24 protein-coding genes are annotated in these 24,459 nt (G+C 45.3%); 8 read left to right on the forward strand and 16 right to left on the reverse strand.

Translation table 11 applies throughout. The annotated features are described in order from the left end of the window. Positions 1 to 233 precede the first annotated feature (233 nt). The 3 genes from NDA03_RS03950 to NDA03_RS03960 all read right to left on the reverse strand — a co-directional run bounded on the left by NDA03_RS03950 (position 234) and on the right by NDA03_RS03960 (position 2,333). Positions 234 to 623: a type II toxin-antitoxin system death-on-curing family toxin gene (locus NDA03_RS03950; RefSeq protein ID WP_190428973.1), complete on the reverse strand. Its 390-nt coding sequence runs from the start codon at positions 621 to 623 to the stop codon at positions 234 to 236. Beyond that, positions 620 to 844 (reverse strand): AbrB/MazE/SpoVT family DNA-binding domain-containing protein, encoded by a 225-nt coding sequence (locus tag NDA03_RS03955; protein WP_190410043.1) that lies wholly within the window; start codon positions 842 to 844, stop codon positions 620 to 622. Before NDA03_RS03955 ends, NDA03_RS03950 begins: the two co-directional genes overlap by 4 nt. A 175-nt stretch (positions 845 to 1,019) precedes the next feature. Continuing rightward, positions 1,020 to 2,333 (reverse strand): glycosyltransferase, encoded by a 1,314-nt coding sequence (locus NDA03_RS03960; RefSeq protein ID WP_348237350.1) that lies wholly within the window; start codon positions 2,331 to 2,333, stop codon positions 1,020 to 1,022. A gap of 274 nt (positions 2,334 to 2,607) precedes the next feature. Here NDA03_RS03960 and pbpC point away from each other — a divergent pair, with 274 nt between their 5' ends. Then, positions 2,608 to 5,016 (forward strand): penicillin-binding protein 1C, encoded by a 2,409-nt coding sequence (gene pbpC / locus NDA03_RS03965; protein WP_348237352.1) that lies wholly within the window; start codon positions 2,608 to 2,610, stop codon positions 5,014 to 5,016. Positions 5,017 to 5,025: 9 nt separating this feature from the next. On the opposite strand, the gene NDA03_RS03970 is transcribed toward pbpC, so the two are convergent. Continuing rightward, positions 5,026 to 5,247 (reverse strand): hypothetical protein, encoded by a 222-nt coding sequence (locus tag NDA03_RS03970; RefSeq protein WP_190440448.1) that lies wholly within the window; start codon positions 5,245 to 5,247, stop codon positions 5,026 to 5,028. Between the two features lie 358 nt (positions 5,248 to 5,605). On the opposite strand from NDA03_RS03970, the gene NDA03_RS03975 reads away from it, so the two are divergent. Further along, positions 5,606 to 6,043 carry a hypothetical protein gene (locus NDA03_RS03975; RefSeq protein WP_348233045.1) on the forward strand — a complete coding sequence of 146 codons (438 nt, stop codon included), beginning with the start codon at positions 5,606 to 5,608 and terminating at the stop codon, positions 6,041 to 6,043. A gap of 115 nt (positions 6,044 to 6,158) precedes the next feature. Here NDA03_RS03975 and NDA03_RS03980 read toward each other — a convergent pair whose 3' ends face one another. Beyond that, complete coding sequence (locus tag NDA03_RS03980) at positions 6,159 to 6,659, reverse strand: GNAT family N-acetyltransferase (RefSeq protein WP_348237353.1); 501 nt, start codon at positions 6,657 to 6,659, stop codon at positions 6,159 to 6,161. A 215-nt stretch (positions 6,660 to 6,874) separates the two neighbouring features. Between NDA03_RS03980 and NDA03_RS03985 the strand changes: the two genes are divergently transcribed. Then, entirely contained in the window at positions 6,875 to 8,326 is a 1,452-nt protein-coding gene (locus tag NDA03_RS03985) for a YdiU family protein (RefSeq protein ID WP_190667084.1), read from the forward strand. A 142-nt stretch (positions 8,327 to 8,468) separates the two neighbouring features. Here the strand turns inward: NDA03_RS03985 and NDA03_RS03990 are convergent, their stop codons facing one another. Further along, the gene (locus NDA03_RS03990) at positions 8,469 to 9,170 is read right to left on the reverse strand and encodes an alternative oxidase (RefSeq protein WP_348237354.1); all 702 of its coding nucleotides are present in this window, start codon (positions 9,168 to 9,170) and stop codon (positions 8,469 to 8,471) included. Between the two features lie 287 nt (positions 9,171 to 9,457). Here NDA03_RS03990 and NDA03_RS03995 point away from each other — a divergent pair, with 287 nt between their 5' ends. Then, positions 9,458 to 9,820, forward strand: a complete 363-nt coding sequence (locus tag NDA03_RS03995) for a helix-turn-helix domain-containing protein (protein WP_190410050.1) — start codon at positions 9,458 to 9,460, stop codon at positions 9,818 to 9,820. 43 nt (positions 9,821 to 9,863) lie between these two features. Beyond that, positions 9,864 to 10,769, forward strand: a complete 906-nt coding sequence (locus NDA03_RS04000; protein ID WP_190667088.1) for an ion channel — start codon at positions 9,864 to 9,866, stop codon at positions 10,767 to 10,769. A gap of 99 nt (positions 10,770 to 10,868) precedes the next feature. On the opposite strand, the gene NDA03_RS04005 is transcribed toward NDA03_RS04000, so the two are convergent. From NDA03_RS04005 to NDA03_RS04035, 7 genes are all read right to left on the reverse strand, one after another. Beyond that, a complete protein-coding gene (locus NDA03_RS04005) occupies positions 10,869 to 12,752 on the reverse strand; it encodes a TolC family protein (RefSeq protein WP_348237355.1) in 1,884 nt (627 codons plus the stop codon). A gap of 204 nt (positions 12,753 to 12,956) precedes the next feature. Next, positions 12,957 to 14,120: an ABC transporter permease gene (locus NDA03_RS04010; protein WP_190428460.1), complete on the reverse strand. Its 1,164-nt coding sequence runs from the start codon at positions 14,118 to 14,120 to the stop codon at positions 12,957 to 12,959. Between the two features lie 128 nt (positions 14,121 to 14,248). Further along, complete coding sequence (locus tag NDA03_RS04015) at positions 14,249 to 15,769, reverse strand: efflux RND transporter periplasmic adaptor subunit (protein WP_348237356.1); 1,521 nt, start codon at positions 15,767 to 15,769, stop codon at positions 14,249 to 14,251. Positions 15,770 to 15,806: 37 nt separating this feature from the next. Further along, positions 15,807 to 18,506 carry a glucosidase gene (locus NDA03_RS04020; protein ID WP_348237357.1) on the reverse strand — a complete coding sequence of 900 codons (2,700 nt, stop codon included), beginning with the start codon at positions 18,504 to 18,506 and terminating at the stop codon, positions 15,807 to 15,809. Between the two features lie 57 nt (positions 18,507 to 18,563). Further along, a complete protein-coding gene (locus NDA03_RS04025) occupies positions 18,564 to 19,124 on the reverse strand; it encodes a sugar O-acetyltransferase (RefSeq protein WP_348237358.1) in 561 nt (186 codons plus the stop codon). Between the two features lie 211 nt (positions 19,125 to 19,335). After that, positions 19,336 to 19,701, reverse strand: coding sequence for a response regulator (locus NDA03_RS04030; protein ID WP_190410056.1), 366 nt, complete (start codon positions 19,699 to 19,701; stop codon positions 19,336 to 19,338). 106 nt (positions 19,702 to 19,807) lie between these two features. Continuing rightward, positions 19,808 to 20,071, reverse strand: coding sequence for a hypothetical protein (locus NDA03_RS04035; RefSeq protein WP_190410057.1), 264 nt, complete (start codon positions 20,069 to 20,071; stop codon positions 19,808 to 19,810). Between the two features lie 137 nt (positions 20,072 to 20,208). Between NDA03_RS04035 and NDA03_RS04040 the strand changes: the two genes are divergently transcribed. Further along, entirely contained in the window at positions 20,209 to 20,382 is a 174-nt protein-coding gene (locus tag NDA03_RS04040) for a hypothetical protein (protein WP_348237359.1), read from the forward strand. A 20-nt stretch (positions 20,383 to 20,402) separates the two neighbouring features. Here the strand turns inward: NDA03_RS04040 and NDA03_RS04045 are convergent, their stop codons facing one another. Continuing rightward, positions 20,403 to 20,570, reverse strand: coding sequence for a hypothetical protein (locus NDA03_RS04045; RefSeq protein ID WP_190533831.1), 168 nt, complete (start codon positions 20,568 to 20,570; stop codon positions 20,403 to 20,405). Between the two features lie 72 nt (positions 20,571 to 20,642). Here NDA03_RS04045 and NDA03_RS04050 point away from each other — a divergent pair, with 72 nt between their 5' ends. Further along, the gene (locus tag NDA03_RS04050; RefSeq protein WP_348237360.1) at positions 20,643 to 21,353 is read left to right on the forward strand and encodes a gamma-glutamyl-gamma-aminobutyrate hydrolase family protein; all 711 of its coding nucleotides are present in this window, start codon (positions 20,643 to 20,645) and stop codon (positions 21,351 to 21,353) included. Positions 21,354 to 21,603: 250 nt separating this feature from the next. Beyond that, a complete protein-coding gene (locus tag NDA03_RS04055) occupies positions 21,604 to 23,253 on the forward strand; it encodes a hypothetical protein (protein ID WP_348237361.1) in 1,650 nt (549 codons plus the stop codon). 201 nt (positions 23,254 to 23,454) lie between these two features. Here NDA03_RS04055 and NDA03_RS04060 read toward each other — a convergent pair whose 3' ends face one another. Both NDA03_RS04060 and NDA03_RS04065 read right to left on the reverse strand, forming a co-directional pair. Next, positions 23,455 to 23,841, reverse strand: coding sequence for a nuclear transport factor 2 family protein (locus tag NDA03_RS04060; protein ID WP_190527115.1), 387 nt, complete (start codon positions 23,839 to 23,841; stop codon positions 23,455 to 23,457). Positions 23,842 to 23,880: 39 nt separating this feature from the next. Continuing rightward, the gene (locus NDA03_RS04065) at positions 23,881 to 24,255 is read right to left on the reverse strand and encodes a nuclear transport factor 2 family protein (protein WP_190527113.1); all 375 of its coding nucleotides are present in this window, start codon (positions 24,253 to 24,255) and stop codon (positions 23,881 to 23,883) included. Positions 24,256 to 24,459 lie beyond the last annotated feature (204 nt).

Here is a 24,459-nt window from a genome sequence, read left to right on the forward strand (position 1 = left end):
GTGGATCGCCTGGTTGATAGTTAAACTCCCTTGGCTTAAAGCCAAGGGAGTTTAACTATCAAGAAAAAATATTTGCTACAAAGCAGCTGCTAGGTAAAATTGCTAGCATCTACTCAAAATATATCAATTTCTGTATTTGTCGTACGATTATTACAAATATACCATTTCTAGTTGTTAACCACAAGAGAGTTTACTAAATATCATTCAATACGGCTAGCATCTTTTAATACAACTTAGAATTTTTGAGATTTTTCCGCAATCCAAGCGGCTAGGCTATCTTGATTCTCCACTCCTTCCACTACATAGTTCATCATTACTACCGCTTCTGGTTCTGGTGCCACTAATTTATAGCCATTCAGTCGTAAAAAAACGTCGATGACAGCAAGAGCGATTCGCTTGTTGCCATCGACGAAACTATGATTTTTTGCCAGACCATAGCCGTAGGCTGCTGCCAGATCAAATAGCTTTGCATTTTCACTGTAAGAGAATAAGTGCCGAGGTCTGGCTAGACTCGCTGAAAGTAACCCTGCATCTCTCAATCCAGACCTCCCCCCATGTTCTGCAATTAGCTCTTCATGTATGGCGCTTACTGCTGTCTCAGGCACCCATCTGGGTTCCTTCATTTAGCTAATTCACGAAAGGCATTGCGGTAGTTTTTACGGGTCTCTGCAAAAGCCTGCATTGCGGCTTCAAAATCAGGATCGTAAGCAGTTATTTGAACTCCATCTGGAGTTTCTGTCAGGAAAATGCTGTCTCCCTCACTGACATTTAGCTTTTGCAATACTTCTTTAGGGAAGGTTGCTCCTAAAGAATTGCCAATCCGTCGAATTTTTAGAGTATGCATACTATCACCTCTTAATTGGATAGTAACTACATATGTTATAACATAAACTTATAGAATGGAATCCCCTTGTTTAGTCATTAAGGGTTTGACAAATTTTCCTGATTCAAAGATGCGATCGCGTCTATCCAAATCGCTCCAATCTTCTAAAGCGCGATCGCATCTCTCTACAAAATAGTTAAACAGGCGAGACGGACGCACTTTGAAGGTTGGTAGCGTTCTTATCTTTGTTCAATTGTGCTTCGATTGCATCGCAGGCAACTTTAACCCCGTTTTCTGCTCGTACCTTATTGCCAACTTCTGTAGCTTTAGCCTGGTAACGAGGTTCGCGCAACAGGCGATCGAGTTCCTTAGCCGCACGGGAAGCTGTGTAGCGATCGCGATCGATAGTTCGTCCGACTCCTAAACGAGTAATCCGTGCAGCATTGTCTGGTTGGTCGTTGCTAAAGGGTACCACCAACATCGGGCGACCGGAACGCAACACCTGCGCGGTTGTGCCCACGCCTCCTTGATGCACAATAGCAGCAGCCCGATGAAACAGTTCCGAGTAGGGAGCGTAGTCAAAAACACCAATATCTTTAGATTGCAACTCTTTTGGCAGAGAGGGGTTATTGTTGCCAACCAGCAATACAGCCCGATAGCCCAACTTTAAGGCAGCTTTGGCACTTTCGAGGTAAAACTTGTCAGCAACCCACACGGCGGAACTTCCCAAAGTAAACACAATTGGCGGATCTCCCGCATCCAAAAATGATGCCAGTTCCGGAGATAGACCAGTATCGCCATTGCGATCGTAAAAAGTAAATCCGGTAACGCAAGTTTGTTTTGGCCAGTCGGGTTGAGGAGTTGCGAGAGCTTCTGAAAATAAAGCCAGCACTAAGTCGGGGGAGTTCATCCCTTCAAACATAGAATCAGCAAGGGGAGATAAACCAAGCTTCGCCCGTAATTGTCGTAGGGGTTCATCCCACGAGCTGAAACGATTTTTAGCGAGGCGGATGAGCGCTCCATTAAACCCAGGGCCAAGTATGCGTAGATTCAGCCAACTGGGGAAAGTCGCCACTACTGGGGGATCGTAGGCGGAGAGGAACGACATCGGAGACAGTACGCTGGAAACCCAACGAATTCCCGTTTTCTCAACAACGGGCGTTGCTGCGAAGCTGAGGGGGTGTGTCACCAACAGCTCTGCATCGCGCACTGCCGACATCAGATCCTCATAAGTTTCTTGGACATAGGGTAAGATTGCTTGGCGAAAGACGTATTCTGTACCGTTTTGCTTGTCCATGATCAGACGCACAAGTTCTCGTTGCTGTTCGACGTCTGTAGGAAAATCTGGACGGACTGGGCGGAACTCAAGACCAGCCGCTTCGATTTTGTTATGGTAAAACTCAGCGGTGGCAATTACTGCTTGATACCCGCGTGCCTTTAATTCTAAGGCGATCGCTATATAAGGATGCAGGTCGCCTAGCGAACCATAAGTGTGTAGAACAATCTTCATAATGGCTACCGTATCTTTTTATAGATGAGTTACTTGTATTACTACAAAACTACGGCGGTTTAAGGGTACTTGCTTCATCCGATTGGCTGACCCTAGTGGGTGATTAGGAAGAATTACCCATCATTGTCTTGAGGTGGAAGCGTACCATCTGCCAGTTTCAAGCGCTTAGAGGGAAGATGCGATCGCGCATCCCCTAAAAACACCCTCATCCGGTAAAGGCGATCGCCACAATGAAGATAAGGGGGTAAGTCTTCGTTGGCGAAAGGGTTAAGCGATGAGACAACCCAAACAGTGGCAAATTCAAATGCAGGAACTCTTTTGGCGTTGGGGGAGAAACCAGAAATTTCGCGGATTCTTAGCTTTGGTGTTGCTGGGTTTAATCGTGCGATCGCTTCCTTATCTGGCACCCGTTCGTGCCAAAGATATTGCCCAGGATACGCAAGCGATTGAATTTAGCGATCGCAATGGACTTCCTTTAGGAAGATTGCTGACCCGCGACCAAGAGCATACCGCTGTGGTGCCGCTGAATCAAGTTTCGCCCCACTTTATCAACGCGATTTTAGCTGCTGAAGATGGCTCATATTATCATCACGGGGCGCTGGATCTGAAGGCTGTAGCGCGATCGCTTAAAGATTCACTTCAGGCGAAAAGGATTACCTCCGGTGCATCCACGATTACGATGCAACTAGCGCGGATGTTAGATCCCGTTCCCCGCACCTTACCGGGCAAGTTGCGCGAAATTTGGCTATCTTGGCGCATCGCCGCCGGGATGAATAAAGATGCAATCCTCTCTGCTTACATCAATCGCCTGCCAATGGGGGGGAATATTTATGGGTTAGAAGCTGCATCCCGTAACTATTTCGATATTCCGGCAAGCGAACTCAATCTTGCCCAAGCAAGTCTTCTCGCTGCTGTTCCGAATAATCCCACTTACTTCAATCCCTACGACCATTGGAAACGCCTCAAGAAGCGGCAGATTTATGTTCTGAATCGCATGGTTGAAGACGGTTATATTACTCGCGCACAAGCAGATCGAGCTTACAAAGAAGAGATTTCCCTAGCACCGAGACAACAGGGAATTATTGCCGCTCCTCATTTTTTATTTTGGGTATCTAATCAACTATCTAATTCTTCAATTCAAAATCAAAAATCTTCGAGCAAAGCCCCAGAAAACGCTATCCCCAATAGGATGTCCCAAATCCGCACCAGTATCGATCGCCCTTTGCAGCAATTTGTGGAAGCGCAAGTGCAGCAAGTGATTCGTACCCTCACCCCCAATAATGTTCATCATGCTGCTGCCTTAGTCATTGACAACCACACGGGGGAAGTTTTGGCTTATGTAGGTTCTCCCGATTACTTTAATGAAGCACAACTGGGTCGCAACGACGGAGTACAGGCATTACGTCAACCCGGTTCTACTTTGAAGCCTTTTTTATATGAATTTGCCCTACAAAACCGCACGATTCGTCCGAATACTATCTTGGCGGATGTGCCAACTCATTACGCGATTCCCGGTGCAAAACTCTATAGTCCTACAGATTATGATGAAACTTTTTTAGGGCCGGTACGAGTTCGCGTCGCTTTAGCAAATTCCCTAAATGTTCCGGCGGTGCGGGTATTAGAAAAAGTCGGCGTGCAAAATTTTCTAAATCATTTGCATCAATTAGGGTTTGAGCATTTAAATCGGTCGCCCGAATATTACGGTTTGGGGTTAATTTTGGGTAGCGGTGAAGTCAGTTTATGGGAGTTGGCGAGGGCGTATGTGACTTTAGCAAGACGTGGAGAAGCTACACCGCTAGTCACAACATTCTCCAACCTGCCATCTGCCGACCGAAAACCTTCCAAAGTGCCATCTGCCAACCCTTCCACCTGGGGATTGATTGCGGATATGTTGAGCGATCGCCATGCTCGTGCAAGTGCCTTTGGGGTAGACTCAGTGCTAGCTTTACCATTCCCCGCAGCAGTTAAAACAGGCACTTCCTCCGATTTTCGAGATACTTGGACGGTCGGGTTTACCACCGACTACACCGTAGCCGTGTGGGTGGGCAATTTTAACGGCGATCCCATGCGACAAGTTTCGGGGGTGACAGGTGCAGCACCCCTCTGGAATCGCATCATGTTACACCTCCATCAGAATCGAGAACCTGCCATCTTTCCCCCTCCAGAAAATCTGGTGCAACGCCCAATCTGTGCAATTTCTGGCTTACGCCCTACCCCAGATTGTCCCTCAGTAGTGCAAGAATATTTTTACGCAGAAGATATTAGCGATTATGAGCGTCAGTCAGGGACTGCAAAGTTGCCTCCAGAGTACGATGAGTGGTTAGCAAGGCAGCATCAACCAAGTTTTGTCTCTAGTGGCGTCAAGATTTTGTCTCCTCACAATGGCGATGTTTTCTTATTGCACCCAGGTGAAAAAACGAATCCCAAAGGTACAGAGAATGTACAGACAGAAATGCAACAACTAGAGTTTAAAGTCGCTGGAACGCGCAGCCAGTCAGTAGAGTGGTGGTTGAATGGGGAAAAACTGGCAACGCAGCCATCGAATTCCCTATTTTGGCAGCTTCGTCCCGGTCAGTGGATTTTGGAAGCAAGAAGTGGGGAAAAGACTGATACGGTAAGTTTCCAAGTGCAGTTAGGTAAATATCGGCAGACACGCCGGGGTTTCTCGCTCAAGTCAAATTAAACCGTAGTATTAACTGGGTGGTTCGGATGCCTTGCCCTCAAACACATCGTTAATGATTGCCAGTCCTTGTATTACACGCAGTAGCTGATCCTCTGACAAATTGACAAACATTTGGGCAATTTTGGCATGAGTTGTCTGGCGGAGTTGCTGAAGATATTCAAATCTAGCCTGAGTCAGTTTCAGGTAGGGCTTACGCACGTCAACACGCTGTAGGGGCTTTTTGATTGCCATGCCCCTACGATAAAATTATGCATTCACTAATTAACTGCGTAAGTCCTGTTAGGGAAAGGCTCTAGTGCTAAATTACCCGCAGGGCATTAGTCATAGCAAGTTTGATTGATTAGTCGTAATCTCAATCGACTTTGAAGAATACAAAATTTTTTGGTGCAATCTTGCCAAATTATGCAATACCCGCATTGACACCCTTGTTGTAACAGGTAGAAGATAGGGGCGATCGCTTCCCCCAGATTAACTATGCGCTTAAGTTTTTCTTTATTACAGTTTGTAACTGTGATAGCATCTATTCTGTCTTTTCCCTAAACAATTAGTGGAATCAAAATCCAGCGCTTTTACACTTAGGAGGATCGAAATGGCACTTAGCGACCAGCTCTTGAACCCAAGCAAAAAGGCTGAAGTTGTAGATGACTTCTGCAAATTGCTCGATGAGGAGGTCGCTTCCAAGTCAGGTATATCTGGTCTTGCCATAAAGGCAGGCTACAACGCCGTCAAGGGTATAAAGCCAGGGTACATTGGCTACGCTGTCGAGCAGTTCCTGCCAGGATGGTGTACAGCACTCGATCCCATTTGGAGCGAGAGTGTCCAGAAAGGAGATCCAGTCGCGCACTTCGTTGCCAGCCGCTCTCCCGCAGCAGATGCTATCCTGAGCGTTACCGATGCCAGGATGGAGAGCGTCAGAAGCAGCCTCGTATTGGGTACCTATAAAAAATTGCGCGGCTCGGCTAAGAAAAACGTGGAGGAAGGGATACCGGGATTGGCTAAGCTTCTCGAAAAACACACCTTGGTCTGAACGAGAAGGGAACGGTCACACTCTGGTGCGGGTCCCTGTCCAAACAAGAGTGTCGAGTACGGTAGAGCTGTTCAACCCGATGCCTCTACTTACAAAAAAAGCCGTTCTCTTGGTATCAGCCTAATTCAATCAGCATTTCTATCGTACTGACGCGAAAGCCGCAGGAAGAAAATAATCGCCGCGCCGCCTCGTTAGCAACAGTCGTATCGAGGCGAATTTGTTTGACTCCAATCGAGTTAAAGCGTTCAATCGCCTGCATCACCATCGCCTTCGCAATTCCAGCTTGGCGATATTCCTCTTCAACCCAGAGGTCGTGAATAAAAGCATATTCTTGTAAACGGTAAATCGGGATTTCCCGTTCTACCGTCGCCACCAGAAACGCCACCACTTGCTTATTTTCAGCCTCAGCGGCTAGGAAGATATTGCGATCGCGTTGCGGTGACGCTTCTAGAGCTGTGCTAGAGGCTATCCGACTCAACCACTTCTCATAACGCAACTCTGGATTCGGCAAGAATCCATACTTTGCTGAATCCCAAGCTTCATGCAAGGCACAAATCTTGGCAACCATCGGGAGGACAGATGGCACGTCAGCAGGTGTAGCAGGACGAATAAGCATATTTCAGTCTTTTGATGCTGAAACTGTATACTTGCTTATCCGTAGCATAGAAATGAAACATCTGGCAAAGGTGCGCGCACTTCGTGCCGCTTCGCTAACAGACTAAAGTCTGGCGCTATACAAACAAAGACTGCCTACGCAGTCTTTATAATGTTTGTTTCAGTCCGTATGTTTGTATAGGCACGAATTACATTCATTGGGTATTTTAGTAACTTATGACTCCTGAAAAGTTTTCCAATCCTTTTTTAAATCTCAATTATGAGTCTGCCTTAGAAGCTTTAGGCGATGATTATTTTGATCGAGTAGCAGCGGCAGACTTTCCTAAATATATTCTGCGCTTTCGCAACGATGAATTATTACCAATATTGGGACTGAAACCAGACACGGTGACAGACGATGATTTTATCGAAGCATTTGGGATGTTTCAAGGAGTTAGACCATTTTTAGCTTTGCGTTATCACGGCTATCAATTTGGAGAATATAACTCTCGCTTAGGCGATGGCAGAGGATTTCTCTACGGACAAGTGCGCGGTACGGATGGCGAACTTTATGACTTTGGAACGAAAGGGTCTGGTACGACTCCGTATTCTAGAGGCGGCGATGGTAGACTCACGCTTAAAGGTGGTGTCAGAGAAGTTTTAGCTGCTGAAGCACTTCATTATTTAGGAGTTCGTACTTCCCGCTGTTTATCAATGATTGAAACGGGAGAAGGACTCTGGCGAGGCGATGAACCTTCTCCAACAAGATCCTCGGTAATGATTCGTTTCAGCCGTTCCCACATTCGTTTTGGTACATTTGAGCGATTGCACTTTTTTGGACGCAAGGATTTAACTGAAAAGCTTTTAGACCATGTAATTGAACAATATTATCCTCACCTCAAAGATAAGCAAGACCGCTACATTCTGTTTTATGCAGAATTAGTCAAGCGGGTTGCAGAACTTGTTGCTCAATGGATGTCCGTTGGGTTTTGTCATGCGGTTTTAAACACCGATAATATGTCTATTACTGGGGAAAGTTTCGACTATGGTCCCTACGCTTTTATTAACACCTACGACCCCAAATTTACTGCTGCCTACTTTGACTATTACGGACGCTACAGCTACGGCAATCAACCAGGAATTTGCCAGCTAAATTTAGAAATGCTCCAACAACCCCTATCTGCGGTTATTCCTATGCCAGAGATGGAAGTTGCTCTATCCCAATTTGCCGAGCATTATAACCGAACTTACACCGCGCGGATGATCGGTAAATTGGGATTCGAGAATCTGCCCGATTTAGCCGCAGAAGAATTAGTGATGCAAACTCTGAAACTCCTGGTAGAAACACAAGTAAGCTATCACAGTTTCTTTTGGGAAGTAACAAATCAGTTTGACCGCAATTGGCGTGACGATGCGACAAATATTCTGAAAGCAGAAGAATTTTTGAATGCGCCTGAGGCTACAGCATTATTGGAAGACTGGAGAAATTTATACCTGCAAACTTTACTCAGTTTCCCAGATAGCGAACTGGATAATATAGCAACACGGTTACGTCGTCATAATCCTAAAACTGCATTAGTCAGACCCGAAATAGAAGCGGTTTGGGAGAAAATTGACCAAGAAGATAACTGGACACCGTTTTATGAATTGATTGAGCGACTGAGATTTCACAAGAATGCGATCGCTTAATTTTCATTACTTGTTTTTTCTGTGGTGATAAATGGCGTTAATGTATTGACAAAAACGAGATACAGCCGTTTTTAAATCCTTCAAAAAAACAAAAGGAGAGATATTGTAAATATCTCTCCTTTTGTTTTTTTATCAGAACATCCTATTGCATAACAACTGATTTAACTTCTTCATCTGGGGCAAGGAATGTTGCACCTACTTCTATCGTATGGGGACTCTTGAAGGTTAATTGAGCATCAGGCTTCTGGCAAGCTATCATTGTCTTGACGTGTTCCGCTTCATCATCTCGAATGTTTACAAACACATCGTAGAGGTTGTTGATGACGGGACGGCGTTCTTCTGGAACTCCTCCAGTTTGAAACTCATCGAACATATACAAGTCGCCGTCTCGATAGTAATTGATAGCAATTTGTGGGGCAGATGTAGCTTTTAATTCTGATTCATTTTCTTGCAAAAATGTATCGTAAGTATGATAAGCGTGTCCTTCAACTAATTCCATGAAATTGTAGGCAGAACGAGGCGAGAGAATGTAAAGAACAACGATCACCCAATAATAAAGTAAAGCAGTATGTTGTGCTAAAAATCTATCGAACCACTGCTGATTACCCCCTAAAGATTCCATAATCAGGAGGTGATGGAGTTCGTTCCAAGATTCCGCAAAGTGAACTTTTAACCAATCTGCTCTGCGCCACATTCCAACTGTTTCGTAAAGGTGCAAAACTGATAAATAGGCAAAGTAAGGAACACGAGCAACTGTTTCTAGGACGTAAAAACGGGGATAAGGGCGATCGCGGTAAATTGTGTTGATAACAAAGACTAATACACCGACAAGTAATCGAATCATTTGAAGAACCCCAAATATTTTGATTTATTGAAGAAGTTGAGCGGAAAGGAAGGCTGTTCGTTCTTTCTATTTGCATCCTACTCAACTCCTAAAAATAGAAAATCCGTAAATCTGACAGTGGCTGGAAGGACACTATAGTTACCAAAAGTAAAAGATTGACCCGCTGCAACTTGTCCAGAGCTTTATTAAGAAAGATTAAAATATTTGGCGGGAGCTAACTTCAGCGTCCCTCTGTTCAGAAGATTGGTCAGAATAAGCAAAGAAAAGAGCGATATCTAGAGGCATCAATGCTTAACAGCAGCCAGTGCATAGAGACAAAATGCCCAATCCAGTTCACCGTGGACTTAATCGGCAGTAAATGGTCTATTCTGATTCTCAGAGAGTTGTTTACAAGCGATCGCCGTACCCACGAGTTCCTAGAAGCATTGCCTGGAATTAGCACCAAAACGTTGATGATACGGCTCAGAGAACTAGAAGAGTATGGTTTGGTAGAACGCCGAGTCTACGCAGAAATTCCTCCCCGCGTAGAGTATTCGCTCACCCAGAAGGGGCGAGAAATTCAACCTGTGATGACAGCGCTAAAGCAGGTGGGAGAACGATGGCTCAACCGAGATGCTTGTGTTTGTCCTCTTGATGGGATAGCTTTCTAGGAAAGATCGCCTGCGTGACGCCGATTCCTAATAACAAAAATCTATGGGCAAAAGATATCGTTCGCCCTCATTAACGCGCTTTGTGAGCCGGGATGGGCAGTTGAACATCGTGCGGCGAGGGGTATCGGGATTTCATCGGGGCGATCTATATCATTTGCTGCTTACCCTTTCCTGGGGATGGTTCTTAGCGCTGTTCAGTCTGTTGTATTTAGTCTCCAACACGGTATTTGCCCTCATCTATCTAGCTGGAGGAGATTGCATCCAGAACGCTCAACCGGGTTCCTTCCTTGACGCCTTCTTTTTCAGCGTCCAGACGATGGCGACTATCGGCTACGGTGCGATGTATCCGCGTACGCCTTACGCGAATGCGGTGGTGACAGTCGAAGCGCTGGCGGGTCTTTTCGGAGTGGCAATGGCGACTGGACTGGCGTTTGCGCGGTTCTCCGTGCCAACGGCAAGCGTGCTTTTCAGTCGCGTGGCAGCGATCGCTCCCTATGATGGGGTGCCGACTCTGATGTTTCGGACGGCTAACCAGCGGCGCGACGTAATTGTAGAAGCGCAGATCCGGGTGACTTTAGTTCGCAACGAAGTCAATCGGGAGGGAGAATTCATGCGTCGGTTTTACGATCTCAAATTAGTTCGCAGTCATACATCCATGTTTGCATTGAGCTGGACGGTGATGCATCAGATTGACGAGACGAGTCCGCTTTATGGGGTTACGGTAGACTCCCTGGCTGAGTCGGAAAGCGAGATCGTCGTGATGCTGACTGGGTTAGACGAAATCGTTTCACAGACGATCCATGCCCGTCACTCCTTTGCCACGTCCGATATCCTGTGGAATATGCGTTTTGTGGACATCTTATCTAGGATGCCGGACGGGCGGCGCTCGATCGACTATACCCGCTTTCATGATGTGATGCCGATAGAATCTGTCAGGGCTAATAAGTAGCTGGAAAAAGATAGTTTTCCCTTCGCCTAAGTTCAGCAAACCCTATTGGAGACAGAGACTCAGGTAGTTTAACAATGGTTTTTTTCCTGAGACTTAATATCATTTTCTTTCAATTTTCACCTGCCAAGTTTCCAGTGTGGTACCGACAGATTGATCGAGATTTGTCAAGGCATTGAGATAATCAATCGTTGCATCCAGTTCTCGGTTTCTTGCCTCTACTAAATTATTCTGAAAACTCACAACCTGAAAAATTGACCCTCTTCCCAATCTCAGTTTTTCTTGTTCTATTTGTAGTGTTCTCTCAGCCAATTGCCTTGCTTGCTGGGCAAGTTGCACCTGTCGAAGACTTAGATTTACATTTCTAACTCTATCTGTTACTTCAATATCGATACTTTGACGCAGACTTTCTAAAGTATTTTCTGCTTTCTGGAAGTTTACTTGACTTCGTTGATAATCTCGTTCCACAGTGAGATCGCCGAAGGTACGGGACAAGATTAACCCAGCTGTTAGTTGGGTGGTGTCATCTAAGGAATCGCCGTAACCTGCATCTAAGTCTAAGTTCCAGCGCCGGTTATTATCTGCAATTAATCTTTCAAATTTTGTTCTTTCCAAGCTGAACTGTGCTTGCAAATAATCCGGTCTGTTTTGAAAGGCAATTTGTTTTAGATTATTTAAATCTAAAGACTTCGATTGCAATACTATTTTTTCTACAGGTTCAATATTAAGAGTTTGCTCGATATCTAGAATATCTAACAAAATTAATTTGACAGACTCCAAATTATTCCGAGCCTCTAACAAGCTGACTTCTCTATTTGCAATGTCTGTCTGGCTTTGAACAATTTCAACTGGCGCGAGTCGCCCAGCCTCAATCAAGGCTTGGTTAAATTCTAAAATTTGGCGGGCGCTTTCTAGAGAAATCTGCTCAATATTCAGTCTTTCCTGCGCTCTAAGTAAATTGCGGTAGGCTAAGATAGCTTCAGTGATGGTATTAATGAGAGTTGATTTTAAACCTTGAATATTTGCTCTTTCATCGAGTCGAGCAATTTCAATAGGAGCTTGATTAACTGCAACACCAGCACCTCGTAATAGAGGTTGAGTTAAACGTAGCTGAAGATTTGAGCCAAATAGATTGTTATCTCTATCAACATTGAAATTATTTATATTTGACGTTTGACCGTTCGTTTCCCAACCAAAACTCAGCCTACCTCCCGTAGGAACCGTGACCTCAACAGTGGCACCAACACCAAGATCGCTATTCGTGCTAGTGTTTCCACCCGAACCAAAGCGATCGAGATTAAATGATAATCTAGGCGTAAAATCAGGGACAAATCTATCTTCTGCCACTGCTAAGTCTTGTCTTTGGGCGATTCTTTCTAAATAAGCATTTTTGATATCTTTATTGTTTTGCAATACCAAGATAACAACATCAGCTAGGGTTAATTGAATCCCCCGCCCAGTTGTTACGGTTTCTTGTTGGTTGGGTTTTGGTTTCGCTTGAGCCAATAAAGCGGCTGGTTTCCTGGCTTCAGAGAACGTCTTTAAAATTGACCGAGATGCGGCAACGGGAGGCGAAGATTGGGGGCGAATACTTTTTGCCGATGGGGAGATACTAGATCCCTCCAACTCTGTTTGTAAAGGCGGGCTAGTAGTCGGAGAGGGTGGGAATTGTCTTGGCTGGGTGTTAAGCGTAAAAGTTGGACTGGTTTTAGTTGCGAGTGGGGAAACAGAAGAAGGAGCGATCGCATTCTTTACACCAGTTCCCCCTAAAACTATTGCTTTGCCTATGTTCACCCCCGGACTTTCTGAGACTGGAGCCGTTTTGAGCTTTGCTCTATCCGTTGGCGAAACCATAATCGGGCGTGCGAGTTCCGGCGTCTGTGTCTGAGCTGCTGTCCGAACATTAGCTGTCGTCGCTCTTACCGCCGTTGAATGAAGCTTAAAAACGGTGGCTAACGTTAACGTCGTGCCCAAAGTTGCACTCACAAGCAGAACGACCCCCCCAAAAAGAGAGCGGATAGGCGGCAAAAACCTACCGCTAGAAGCTGGAGGTTTTGAATCTGGGTCGTCGAGCTTGTGCATGATCGCGGATAGCTTTTAGCTGGTTGATTTTAGATTTTAGATTGAACAATTGCCGATTTAATCCAAAATCCAAAATTGAGTTGCTTTACGCAATGCCTGTAACTGAGGCTAAGAGTTACGCAATGCTTTCACGGGATCGAGCCGACTAGCTCTCACAGCAGGCAAAAATCCAGCGCCTACTCCTACCAAGAGTGCAGATCCTAGGGACAAAGCAGCCGTCTTGCTTTCAAATTCGTAAGGTAACTTAAAAGTTTCGGCGACAACCATCGTCAAGCCATGCACCGAGATAATAGCGGCAGTTCCCCCCAATAAACTCAGGATTGCCGCTTCCAGAATAAATTGCAGCAAGATGTCCCGCCTTTTTGCCCCAATTGCCCGCCTCAGCCCAATTTCTGGGGTACGCTCCATTACTGCTGCGATTGTGATATTGGCAATGCCAACGCCACCGATGAGTAGCGAAATGATTCCCACGGCTGTCAGCCCATTGGATGCCATTTCCAAGGTTTGCTGCTGCGCCAAGATTTCGTCTACGTTGTTCCAGGCATAAACCTCTTTGCCTGGGAAGCGCTGCTCCATCAGTTGCTTGGCTTTGTCTGCCAAATCTTCTAAGTCTTCTATTTTGTAAGGGCGTATCTTGAAGGAGCCAAGGTCGCGGCTACCCGTCAGGGCGTAGTAAAACGACATCGGTATCAATACCTCACCTTCAGGTTCCCCAAAAGATGGGGTAACGGTTGGCACGACCCCGACAACGACGTAGGGTCTTGAATTAGCATAAATGGTTTCTCCAACAGCTTTCTGACCTTTAAAAAGTTTGTCTACTAAAAATTGATCGAGCACCACGACAGGGCGATAGTTTTCAAAATCGGCAGGAGTGAAGAAGCGCCCCGCTACCAATTGCTTTCCCGACGTGAGCAGAAAGTCTTGAGTAACAGACCTCATATTAGGTTGGGCTTCTTCATCCTGAAATAAGGTTTGAGGATTCGGATAGAACCCACTAGAGGCACTGATTGCCCGCACGCCCTCTAGCCGCTGTCGCAAGTATTCCATGTCTTCTGACCGGAGTTCCCCATTCATGTAGACAGAGACTTGAGGGGCGTCTCTCTCAGCGAGTTGCTTGGCAATTACCGCTCGACTGATGCTGCCCACTTGAAGCGTGGCGCTGACTGCTGCTACACCCATAAAAACGCCCAAAGTGGTAAGGGTTGAACGCACAGGGTTACTGCGTAGCGAGTTACAGGTGAGCGCGAGGAGGTCGAAGGGGGAGAGGCTCATATCAACTTAAAAATTAGGAATTACCAATTACTTCTCATGTTTCTTTTTTCTGTTTCCCAGGCTGAGCATGAGAGCAAGGATATTAATTACCAATTACCAATTACCAATTACCAATCACCAATTACCAATCACTTTTCATCTTTCTTTTCTAATTTCTCTTGAACAATAACCGGCGTTCCTGGCTCTAAGGAAGCATCCGGTGGGGGCAGCACCACGGAGTCCCCCGGTTGCAAACCTGAAGTCACTTCTACGGTTGTTAATCCCTCTAGCCCCAAAGATACGTCCCGTTTTTGCGCCTTGCCTTGATCTCGTACCCAGACAAAGGGTTTAGAACCAGAGCGCTGTATGGCTTCCGTATTCAAAACCACGACGTTCTGGCGCTGCTGCAAAATGATTTCGACGCTGACTTGGCTGCTAGGAATTAATCTGCGGGTGGGTTGGTCAAGCTTGACAGTTGCAGGCACGGTGGCTTGTCCGGATTGGCTTTCCTGCTCGCTGCTGCTAGAAGTGCTAGCGATCGCTTGGGGATACAAGCTTTGCACTCGTCCGGTAAATTTCTTCGCATCGGGACCAATCACACTAATGCGGACACGTTGATTGCTCTTCACTTTGGCAGCATTCAGCGTGGAAAGATTGAGTTTCACCAACTCTTGCGTTGGATCGCCTAAAGTCAGCAGGTCATTCCCAATGTTGACGCCATTCCCATTCTTAACCATGATGTTGAGAACTTTCCCTTGAATGGGTGCAGTGACGATGTTGTTTTGGAGTTGCTGCTGAAGATTTTTGATTTCCAGCACCTTCATCTGGATGTCCCGACTGGTGGTAGCGACTTCTAATTGTGCCTGCCGCAGTTCAGTTTGTGCAGTCGCCACCTTGTCTAAGATTTCTTGCTGGTCAGTTTGACGCTGCTGCTGAAGGTTCTGGAGTTCTAAGTTACTTGTACTCGCTTCTAACTGAGCATCTCGTAAAGCAGACTGGGCATCGCGGACTTGTTCTTGCTGATTCTGGAGTTCGTTGGCTGGAATGAAGCCTTTGTCAGCGAGGACTTGCAGCTGCTTGAGTTCCTGTTGGGCAGCCGTTAGCTTTTCCTGAGCTTCGGCAATCTTCTGCTGATTGCGTTTGATGCTAAGTTCCTGTTTCCGAATTGCCGCCTGCTGATTGACACGATTTTGAAGTTCTCTTCGGGCAGTTGTTAGCCTTTCCTGGGCTTCTTCAACTTTCTGGCGACTGCGTGCCAAAGTGAGTTCCTGTTTAGTAATCTCCAACTGCTGGGCGTCGAGGCTTGTTTCTTGCTTGGTGTCGCGCAGAACGATGAGTTTTTGACCAGCTTGAACGCGATCGCCAAGTTGTACTAACACCCGTTCCACAGCGCTTTCCGCTGGGGATTTGAGGGTTTGCTGACCGCCTAATTCAACCACGCCACTTTCATTGATCGTGTTCTCAACGGTGCCTCGCTCTACTTTTACCAAACGCACCGCCACCGGATCGCTGGAGCGATTTAGCAGCAACCCATAAACTAGCCAACCTCCTACGCTGGCGACTGCTAGACCTGCTGACCAAGCTAACCATTTGACTCCAGCCTTGAATTCCGGTTTACCCAGGTTCCCAATTCCCAACACTTTGCCCGTCCAGTTTGCAGTGGTAAGCAAAAATTACACTGCTACTGATAATAGTTCACCGTTCAGTCTATTTTTGAGTGGGTTCGGATGCTTGATTTTGTCCGCCGTATTCGCCGCATTGCTGAATGAGTTTAGCGACTACACCTGTCCAGCCAGTTTGATGACTAGCGCCCAGTCCTGCGCCATTATCGCCATGAAAATATTCGTAGAACAGAATTAAATCGCGCCAATGCGGGTTATTTTGAAAGATTTCCGAATCGCCATAAACGGGGCGTTGACCTGATTCATCCTGAAGGAAAATTCGGATTAGCCTTTGCGACAATATTGTCGCAACTTCCCAGAGATTCATCATTTGACCAGAACCTGTGGGACACTCGACTTGGAAATCATCACCCAGGTAGTAATGAAATTTTTGAAGAGCTTCAATAATTAAATAATTAATCGGAAACCAGATAGGCCCGCGCCAGTTAGAATTTCCCCCAAATAAGCCGCTCCTGGATTCTGCGGGTTCATAATCTACCCGGTATTCTTCTCCATTTACCTCAAAAATGTATGGATTACTCGCATGAAATTTTGAAACGGAGCGAATCCCATAGGGGCTTAAGAATTCATTTTCATCGAGCATTTTCTCTAAGATCCGGCGGAGTTTATCTCGATAAGCGATCGCGAGTAATCTTCTAGCACCAACCCCAGGCGTTTCCATACACGCGACATTTTGTTTCAGGTTCGGGCGATTTTGAATAAACCATTGCATTCGTTGTTGAAAACCTGGAAGTTTCTCCAACATTCCTGGTTCAATCGTCGCAACTGCTAATAGGGGAATCAGCCCAACCATTGAACGCACTTTTAGGGGCAAATAAGTACCATCGGGTAAATGCAGCATATCGTAGTAAAAGCCATCAGCTTCATCCCACAGAGATGTCTCTGCATCGCCCATACAGTTCATCGCATCAGCGATATAAAGGAAGTGTTCAAAAAATTTGCTAGCGATATCTTCGTAAGCGGAATTTTCTTGCGCCAACTCAAGCGCGATCGCTAACATATTTAGACAGTACATTCCCATCCAACTTGTACCATCAGACTGTTCTAGGTTTCCGCCTGTAGGAAGTTCTACATTTCTGTCAAAGACACCAATGTTATCCATTCCTAAGAAACCTCCCTGAAATACATTTTTCCCTCCGATATCTTTGCGGTTCACCCACCAGGTAAAATTGAGTAGTAATTTTTGAAACACGCGCTCTAAAAACTTCTTATCAGCGCGACCATACATTTTTTGTTCAATCTTGTAAATGCGGAATGTTGCCCAAGCATGAACCGGCGGATTACCATCGCTGAAATCCCATTCATAGGCTGGTAATTGACCATTGGGATGCATATACCATTCCCGTGTCAATCTATCGAGTTGCCGCTTTGCAAAATTCGGATCGATTGTTGCTAAGGGAATGACATGAAAGGCTAAATCCCAGGCTGCAAACCAAGGATATTCCCACTTGTCCGGCATGGAAATAATGTCATCATTGAAAAGATGAATCCACTCAGAATTTCTAATGCTTTGGCGCGACTTGGGTGACGGATGAATCGGATCGCCTTTTAACCATTCCTCTACAACATAGTAATAATATTGCTTATTCCATAACATTCCCGCGAAAGCTTGTCGTTGCACATTTCGCCTGTCTTCCATTAGCGAACAGGGAGAAGTAACTTTTTCGTAAAATTCATCAGCTTCTTGTTTGCGATTTTGGAAAGCTGTGTCAAAATCCGCACCAAATGGTTCTGCAAAGTCAGGTGAATCAGTTAGTCGTAGTCGAATCACCTTGGTTTCGCCCGCAGCAATTCTTAATCTATAATTGGCAGCAAATTTAGTTCCTGTTTGGTTAGGATTTACAGCATCTTTTTGACCGCTGACAATATAATTATTAATTCCATCTTTTACGTAGGGCGAGGGATTATTTACCCCAAACAATCTTTCCTGATTTGTTTCATTTTCTGTAAACAACAGTAGAGGCGGCGTTTCCGCACCCTGATTCCCCTCACAATAAAGCCAGCGTTCGCCCAGCGTTGCTTCAGTAGCTTCTAAAATACTTAGATTTTCGTCACTTTTGAGCTTTTTGATTTTGGGCTTATCTTCAGAATTATTCCAAGACCAGGTATTGCGAAACCAGAGAGTTGGGAGAAGATGCAGAGTTTTCTCTTCGGTTCCTCGGTTGACAGCACTGATTTGAATTAAAATATCCTCTGGTGAAGCTTTGGCATACTCAACAAAAATATCGAAATAGGCATCGGAATCAAAGACTCCAGTATCAAGTAATTCAAATTCTCGGTCTTGATAACCTCTGCACTTATTTTCTTCAACGAGTTCAGAATATGGAAAAGCTTGGTATGGATATTTATAGAGACATTTCATGTAAGAATGCGTGGGAGTATTGTCCAGATAAAAGTAATATTCTTTGACATCTTCCCCATGATTTCCTTCCTTCCCAGTTAAACCAAAAAGCCTTTCTTTAAGGATCGGATCTTCCCCATTCCAAAGCGCGATCGCAAAACAAAGTCGCTGATGGTTATCCGAAATTCCGGCAATCCCATCTTCTCCCCAGCGATAAGCACGAGAACGAGCCTGATCGTGAGTAAAATAGTCCCAAGCCGAGCCATCAGGACTATAATCTTCTCTCACCGTTCCCCACTGTCGTTCGCTCAAATAAGACCCCCATCGCCGCCAATGAGCTTTGCGATCGCGGTCTTCTTGTAATCTAGTTTCTTCTGGAGTCATCCTACTGTTAAATGATTAAAAATTTTCTAATGAATTCTAATTAAACTCAACAAAAATTTAAGTTGCTGATCGAATAATGCGACAGGGATTTCCAGCAGCCACAACATTTTCAGGAATATCTTTAACAACAACACTTCCAGCTCCAATTGTGGTGTTGTCGCCAATTGTTACCCCTGGACAAATGATAGTGCCGCCTCCAATCCAGACATTATTGCCAATATTAATGGGTGCGGCGAGTTCCAGACCTGTTTGACGGATTTCAGGATCGGTCGGATGATAGGCGGTGTAAATTTGCACGTAGGGACCAAACAAAACATTGTCACCGATATGAACGGTATTGCAGTCTAGAATTACGCATCCATAATTCATGTACAACCCGTTGCCAGCGTAAATATTGCTACCGTAGTCACAGTGAAATGGAGGTACAATTTGAACCGTTGAGCCTACCTGAGCGAACAAGTCGTTGAGAATTTGCGATCGCAACTCTAGCTCTTCCTCAGTTGTCGCATTGTACATTCTTAATAGACGAGACGCCCGTTTGCTTCCAGCAGCGAGTTCCGGGTCAGACGCTAGATATAGCTCGCCTGCCAGCATCTTCTGTTTTTCCGTTTTTTCCACGGCATTGCTTCCTGCACTCTCTCTACAAGTATGCGTTGAAAGTCTACAAGCGTGATGAGAAAGCAATGAGAAATAGCCGCTTGTTCATGCCAAAGTTTCCTGGTTCACTGGCATCTGCCTAAAGACAAAAAAAGAGAGGCTCCGCCTCCCCCTTTAGTCGTAAATTTAAATAGACATTCCCAAGCACCTGCTTAAGAATAAGAAAGTCGGATTATTTTCTCATATGAGTAGCGATCGCTTCTAAAAGTGAAGCAGTTGTAAACGGTTTAGCAAGATAACCGTTTGCACCTAAGAGTTGCCCTTGGTGAAAGAAGTTTTCAGTAGTATCAGCCGTGAGAAAGATGAAGGGAATTGGAGCTGTAACCGGATCGGAACGAAGCGCCCTGAGAACTTCGTACCCATCAAGTTCTGGCATTCTCACATCACATAAAATCAAATCGGGACGCAATTCTTTTGCCAATTGCACTCCGATGCTGCCATTTTCAGCACCAATGGCAATAAATTCTCCTTCAATCAGGATGTCTAGGATGCTCTCACGGATTACTTCTTCATCTTCAATCACCAACACTTTTGTCATCAGTTCCTATCTAGCCATTCAATGACGCTCTGACAACAAAAGGGGTATTCAGCAATTCCATTGCTCAACTGGCTTGTATCAGTTTTATAATGCGACTCTCTAAAAACTATCTTATTTCTGAGGGTCGATCTCCACCAATCGAGAGTGCCTTCTTGCTCTGTTTCAACTGTTTCCAGAGACGCTTCACTTGTTCATATGCCTGTTCGGGAGCAAGCTTGCCTCCGGTCTCTAGAGCAGAAATGTAGCCAACTTTATGAGCAAACTCTTGCAAATTGGCATTAAAAGCGAGTTGTTCGGGCGTAAATGAGCCGTAATAGCGGCTTTGAGGGTAAAGAAAGCTGTTTTTGCTCGCTTGGTCAGGATTAATCATGGCTATCTTTTTATGACATTGAGTCTTAATTTCAAAATCTCTTGTAGATGTTACCTTAACCTAAATTTAACCTAATTTGATTACCCCCTAGGGAATATTCACAAATATCAACTTTCCTGAATTACTAAACAGCAGGGATGATGTTCTGGCTTGGCTTCACCGATGCAGAGTTTACGGCACGTTGCACCCAACAAAGGCGATCTAAAGCCGATCGCGTCTCCCTCAAAAATTCAGCTACTTTCTCCTTGCCTCAATACGCTGTTGAAAGTCCCAAGACACCACAGCAAACTGTATTGCCTGCGACACGCTAAATCTGCAAAAACAGTCATGCTTAAGGGGAACTCAGCCTAAGAATGCAAAGACGGCGATCGCTCGTTTGATGTTTCGGTAGATTTCGCAATTGGCTACCTTGCACAGACAGCGATCGCTTTTTATTGCCGGAAGCTTCTCTCAGGATGGAGACTGGAAGCAATAGGAGAGGTTTTTCGATTCCCAGCATCAGGGATAAAATCTCGCAATGCTGAGGTTAAAGAGCCAGAGCGATCGCCCGATCAACTGCTAACATCAGAAAATGAAATCTAAGCCGCCACTCATTGGAATTACTACCGCTGGTCAGATGGATACGCGCCTGTTTAGTATTAGAGGCGACTATGTAGAGGCAGTGCGCTTAGCGGGTGGCTTACCGATGTTACTACCGCCGGGAGAACCCGATCCCGCAGCCATTTTAGAAAGAATTGATGGTTTAATCTTTTCTGGCGGGGGTGATATTGACCCCGCGGTTTACAACGACTCATCCCATCCCACAGTTTATAACGTCGATCATCAGCGCGATACCTTTGAGCTAGCTTTAGCCAAGCTGGTTTTAGATACAGATATCCCAGTGCTAGGGATTTGTCGCGGCTTGGAAATTTTGGTAGTCGCAACGGGTGGCAATTTGGTGCAGCATCTGCCGGATGAATTTGGTGACGCGATCGCGCACCGCACCCATCAGTCTCGCTTCTGCGAACATCATGTGCAAATTGACCCCGATAGTCGCCTAGCAGCGATGATTGGCATTACAGAGTCGGAGATAGTCTCGTGGCATCATCAAGCGGTGCGGACAGTACCACCAGGGTGGAGGGTTACGGCACGCGCTTCTGATGGCGTAATTGAAGCGATGGAACACGAACAGCATCCTTGGGCGATCGCGCTTCAGTGGCATCCAGAACTCGCTCTCCAAGATCCCTATCAGCAACGGATCTTTCAGGCGTTAGTCGAGACAGCACGTAAGCGCACAATTTAATTTTCAAGAGATCCACGTGTTCTCGACTACAAGGCACGGACACATCTCGAAAAGGCTGAAACGGGAAAAAATCTGTTTTGTAGACCTTTAATAAACGTTAGCGAAAGTGTTATTTAAATAAGCTTTTTTCGCATCCTTACTTATCGGGAAATTCAAAAACGAAGATTGTATCTATCTCTATCGTGTTCATCTGTGTTTAGACGTGATTTCCCTATTAAATGATTTTTCCAAAAAGAGAGAAAACCTCTCTATGAAGCGTCTCGTGGCAATTTTCGGTATTGTTGGAATTCTCAATGCCTGTGCAGCTCAAACTCCTCAATCACCTCAGGCAATTGAGCAAGCAACTAATTCTACTAAATCGACGGCTTCAAACTCAAAAACGACTTCACAAACTGACAAAAGTTCCCAGATAGCGAATTCGGATAATTCAGCAACTAAATTGCCAAAACTGGTTTCCGATAAAGATGAATTGCCTTCTCAGCAATTTGATTTTCACATCCGCAACATTGTGACTGCTGGCGATACTGTAAAGTTTCAATCCCGCAAGTATGATTTTGTTTTTGACAAAAATAGTAGTAATTTTTCTGTGCAACCAGGAAGCCTCCCCAAAAATTTTGTTTCTCAGCCAGAGAAGCATCAAAAAGCGCTAGGGGGAGAGTTAAATCTGCCTTCTCGTTACGAAACGATTGAATATGAAGGCAAGACTTATCAATATCGGGTAAGTCGTGAAGGGAATTCAGAAACTCCAGATTGCCAAAAAGAAGCAAAAGTCGTAATTAAGCTAATTACTCCTGATAAGCAATCGAAAACTCAAACCTTATATACAGGTAGTTGTCTGAGCTTTCCTTACATTACCGCCGCTAAAATTGTAGGCGATCGCTTGTGGTGGTCGCTTGCCTTTCCGCAAGGAGAAGGGTATACCGGCAAAACAACTCTCGTTGGTTATCAGCCGCAGCAGCAGAAATGGACAGTTATTCATCCACAAGGGATGGATAGACAAGAGATTCTGGATTTCGAGATTTCAGGAACTCGCGATCGCCCAACATTCTGGATGGCAACAAAAATTAGTGGAGAAGGCAACAACTATTCACCAGGAATGGGATTAGTCGCGTACCGTCCCAACTCTTCTGACCTGCAATCTGGTTCTGTGACTTCGTACCGCGTAGACAACAGTCCGCTCATCGGTACAATTCCCGATAAGCTATTGCTGGAATCAGATCGGCTTTGGGTTGGTACAGGCAACGGGGTCTGCCAGTTGCAATTGTCAGTTCCCGATAATCCTGATTGGAAATGCTGGCGCTTTGCCATCACCGCACAACTGCCGACCGAGAAAGTACCTCTCTACAGCGCATTGTTGAACGACACCCCTGCGGCTACTCTCGATGCGACTGCGGGACAAACCGTTGAAGTTCTCTGGTGGTTGCCTACAGACTATACCAGTAACGATCAACCTCTGCCGCGCCGGAAAGGTCGTTACGAAGTCAGATATGAAACAGGCTTCACAGTGACGCTGGATGGGCAGGGGGCAACTTCTTGGTCTGAAATTTTTGGATCATCGGAAAAGCCGCCGGTGTGGTTTTCTCCTGTCTCCTGGCCTGGTAATGACTGGCATTGGGACGGTTCGCGCTTTGTCCGAGGATTTGATGAAGTGTGTGAGTGTCACTCTGGGGGAGGTACTAGAGGCATTGGTTCTATAGAGCGCGATCCTAGCGGTGGCATTAATCTTAATGCTATGCGAGGCGATCTGGAGTTAGTAAATTTGTCGAAAAATTCTACCAGCATCAAGTATTATTCTGGCTGGATTGACGATGCTCTTATCAATCCTTACCCAACTGTGGTGCCACAACCTCCAAAAAACGCTCAACCTAATCCTCTAGAATCTATCGCGAAGCAACTCTAATCCGGGGTTCTGTAAGGTACAACAGAAACTTCAGGAGACGTTGTTACCCACTTCGGAGATTGAGGAACGAAAATCACTAATTAGATGGAGAGAATTATTTGTAGTTCCTCATTCTATCTCTATGTCAACATTAAGTTTCGTTCCTCAAACGCCACGTCACAAGAGTTGGGAAGCCTCCGTTTTCAGGTGGCTTCCCAACCTTTAACGCATTAAAGGACTCCCGTGGTGATGGACTAAATACCACTTTTGTGCCATTCGCTCAAAAATATTCGTTGCCATCGACTGGGCTTTGACTCTTCTACCACCGCTGACTTGAAACACATTTTCGACAAGCACGACGTAGGCAATATTATCTCGAATCTCTGTAGCGATAATCTCCGTTTCTATTTCAATGTAGCTGGTGTTTTTAAATATCTGTTCCCAGGAAGAGCGAATTTCCTTGCCGCCTTTCAGTGCTTTGCGTCCGGGGTGTATACAAAGAGTCCCGGTTCCTTGCGAACAGATTGCACTCATGGCTTCGATATCTTTTTTCTCGAAGCCTCGATAGAAAGCTTGATTGGCGGCTAATACCTCTTGCTCGTCGCTCATAGTTGCCTCACCTCATTTAAATTTTGACAGAATCAATTATCATGTTCTTAACTTAGGCGTTTCAGTATCAAAATATTCACGCCAGCGACTAATCCGACCCGCTTGGAAATTAATAACAATAACATCATCGGCTTTGTTACAACGACCTGTTGCATTTTCAGTATCTTCGTAATACCACTCGACTACTGCGCGATCGCCATCAACGATAACCTGCTGAATCTCAATTCTTACATCTGAATACTGCTGAGCAAAATGAGCGACTTCTTGCCGAATTCTCTCTTGCCCCTGCCATCGTTGACCCGGTACGATGATTTCACCGTTGGGCGTAAACAGTGCTGCTAGAGCCTCGCCGTCACGCGCAATCCAAGCGTCTCTAGCTTGCGCGATCGCTATCCGAATGTCTTCTGGATTCATAGACTAATTGGCAAACGCACCTTTGCTAAAATCTGTATTTAATAATATGAGGCTAATCCTACCTATATAAACCATTTTAAATGAAAAAGATGTATTAATAAAATAATAAAGGCTATCGTAATTACATTTGACTTTAAAAATGTTGTTTTTTACGAACCGCAGAGGCGGCAGAGAAAACAAATACAGAGAAAATTTATAAGTTAG

It is taken from the genome of Trichocoleus sp. Lan, assembly GCF_039961855.1.
Lineage (GTDB): Bacteria > Cyanobacteriota > Cyanobacteriia > Cyanobacteriales > FACHB-T130 > FACHB-T130.